Here is a 2,585-nt window from a genome sequence, read left to right as displayed (position 1 = left end):
TTAAATGATCCGCCCACAACCTTTATAAACACCACAAACATCGGCGGCTGAGTATTTTTTGTATAAGAGACAGCCTGGTAAGAAGCGCTTCATCGACTACCCGCGCGCGGGTAAGTCGGGGGGGCGGCGCTGGGTCCCGTCCTGGAAACTGGTGACGGGCACCTTCCTCTTCTTCTTCGCGGTGCTTCTCGGCGCCGTCGGCATAGGGCTGTGGCTGGTGCAGGTCCCCAGCGCCCAGGCCGCGTCCCAGACCCAGAAGAACGTCTACTACTGGGCGGATGGCAAGCAGATGGTGGTCTCCGGCGGTGGTGACCTCAACCGGCAGATCGTCCCCCTCAGCAAGATCCCCAAGTCCATGCAGAACGCGGTGATCTCAGCGGAGAACGCCAGCTTCTACGACGACAGCGGCGTCGACCCGATGGGTATCGCCCGTGCGGTCGTCAACATGGCCAAGGGTGGCGCGACTCAGAGTGGTTCGACCATCACTCAGCAGTATGTGAAGAACACATACCTGGACCAGTCGCAGACCGTCACCCGTAAGGTCAAGGAACTTTTCATTTCAGTCAAGGTCGGACTGGATATGGATAAGGACGAGATCCTCGCGGGGTACCTCAACACCGCGTACTACGGACGTGGTGCCTATGGCTGCCAGGCGGCGGCCCGTGCGTACTACGACCGGGACTGCGAGGACCTGACGCCGAGCCAGAGCGCCTTCCTGGCTTCCACGCTCAACGGTCCGAACCTCTACGACCCCAACGGCGGCTACGGCGCCGCCGCCACCAAGGAGGCCAACACCCAGCGGGCCAAGGACCGCTGGGAGTGGATCCTCCGGCGTGAGGCCGCCGTGAGCCGGATGTCCAAGGCCGAGAGCCAGCAGTGGATCACCAAGCAGTTCCCGATGCCGCGGGATCCGAAGGTGGCGACGAACAAGCAGGGCCAGATCGGCTATCTCACCGACCTCGCCGACAACTACATCGTCGCCAACACCGGTATCAGCAAGAGCAAACTGGACAAGGGGGGCTATCAGATCCACACCACCTTCGATCGGAGCAAGGTCGATGAGCTGACCAAGTCGGTCGGGAAGGTCTATAAGGCGAACATCAAGCCGAAGGAGCGCGAAGTGGACAAACACGTCCAGTTCGGCGGCGCCTCGGTGGAGCCCAAGACGGGCAAGATCCTCGCCATCTACGGCGGTAAGGACGCACTGGAGCACTATCGCAACAACGCGGACTACACCGGCGTCCAGGTGGGCTCGACCTTCAAGCCCTTCGTGCTGGCCGCCGCGATGACCGACGGTGTCCGCGATCCGAAGGGGCCACGGGAGCAACCCGATTCCGAGCGCACCCTGGTCTCGCCGAAGTCCGTCTACAACGGCGACAACAAGGTGACCCTGCGGGACTACGACGGGACCGTCTGGCACGACAAGGACGGCAAGGAGTGGCACCAGAGCAACGACGGTGACGAGGACAAGGGCAAGATCAGTCTCCGCACCGCGATGCAGTTCTCGGTGAACACTCCGTTCATCCAGCTCGGCATGGACGTCGGCACCGACAAGGTGCGGGGCGCGGCCCTGGCCGCGGGCCTCAGCAAGGAGCAGCTCGCCTCCATCACCCCGACCTTCTCGCTCGGCACCTCCGCGCCCAGCGCCATCCGGCTCGCCGGGGCGTACGCGACCTTCGCGGCCAGCGGTCAGCAGGCCGATCCGTACTCGGTCGAGCGGGTCGAGGACAAGGCCGGCACCGTTTACGACCACAAGGAAGAGGCCAAGGTCAAGCGGGCCTTCGACTCGAACGTGGCGAACAACGTCACCGACGTCCTGGAGAACGTGGTCCAGCGTGGCACCGGCACCTCGGCGCAGATCGGCCGTCCGGCCGCGGGCAAGACCGGAACCACCGACGAGAACAAGTCGGCCTGGTTCTCCGGCTACACCCCGCAGCTGTCCACGGCGATTGGCATGTGGCGGGTGAACGACCAGGCCAAGAGCCAGAAGTTCCTGTCCATGCGCGGTGTGGGCGGTCAGGAGTCGATCCACGGTGCGTCGTTCCCGGCGCAGATCTGGGCCGACTACATGCGCGGCGCGCTGAGGGGCAAGCCGGCCAAGGCCTTCCCCGTGGCCACTCCGATCGGCCAGAAGATCTTCGGTGAGGACGCCAGCCCGAGCCCGACCCCGACGACGGAGAAGCCGACCGAGACCCCGTCGGAGTCGCCTTCGGAATCTCCGTCGGAGTCCCCCTCGGAGTCGCCCTCCGGCAGCCCGACCCCGACGGACACCTGTGACCCGCTGGACCTGAACTGCAAGGACAACGGCGGCAACGGGAACGGCGGCAACCAGAACGGTGGCGCGAACGGCGGTCCGGGAGGTCCGTCCACGTCGCCGACCACGGATGATCCGGGCGGCACCGGCGGCATATTCGGCGGCCCGTCCGGGACCCGCAGGAAGGAATAGCCCGCGGTCCCGTACGACCCGTTCACCCCTCGCCGGGGGGGGGGGGGGGGGGGCGCGCGCGCGCGGCCGCGGGCGGGCGCGCGGCGCCGCGCGGCCGGCGGGCGCGGGGGCGGGGCGGACGCGGCCCGCGACACCCACC

At 66.3% G+C, this 2,585-nt stretch carries 1 protein-coding gene; it reads left to right on the top strand.

Translation table 11 applies throughout. The features are described 5' to 3' along the window. Positions 1–58: 58 nt before the first annotated feature. Positions 59–2,446, top strand: a complete 2,388-nt coding sequence (locus ACFXB5_RS32295; protein ID WP_385214491.1) for a transglycosylase domain-containing protein — start codon at positions 59–61, stop codon at positions 2,444–2,446. The last annotated feature ends 139 nt before the right edge of the window (positions 2,447–2,585 follow it).

The organism is Streptomyces sp. NPDC059455 (assembly GCF_042750115.1).
Classification (GTDB): domain Bacteria; phylum Actinomycetota; class Actinomycetes; order Streptomycetales; family Streptomycetaceae; genus Streptomyces; species Streptomyces endocoffeicus.
The sequence above is the reverse complement of the archived record's forward strand: the minus strand, read 5'-3'. Positions and strand labels throughout refer to the sequence as shown.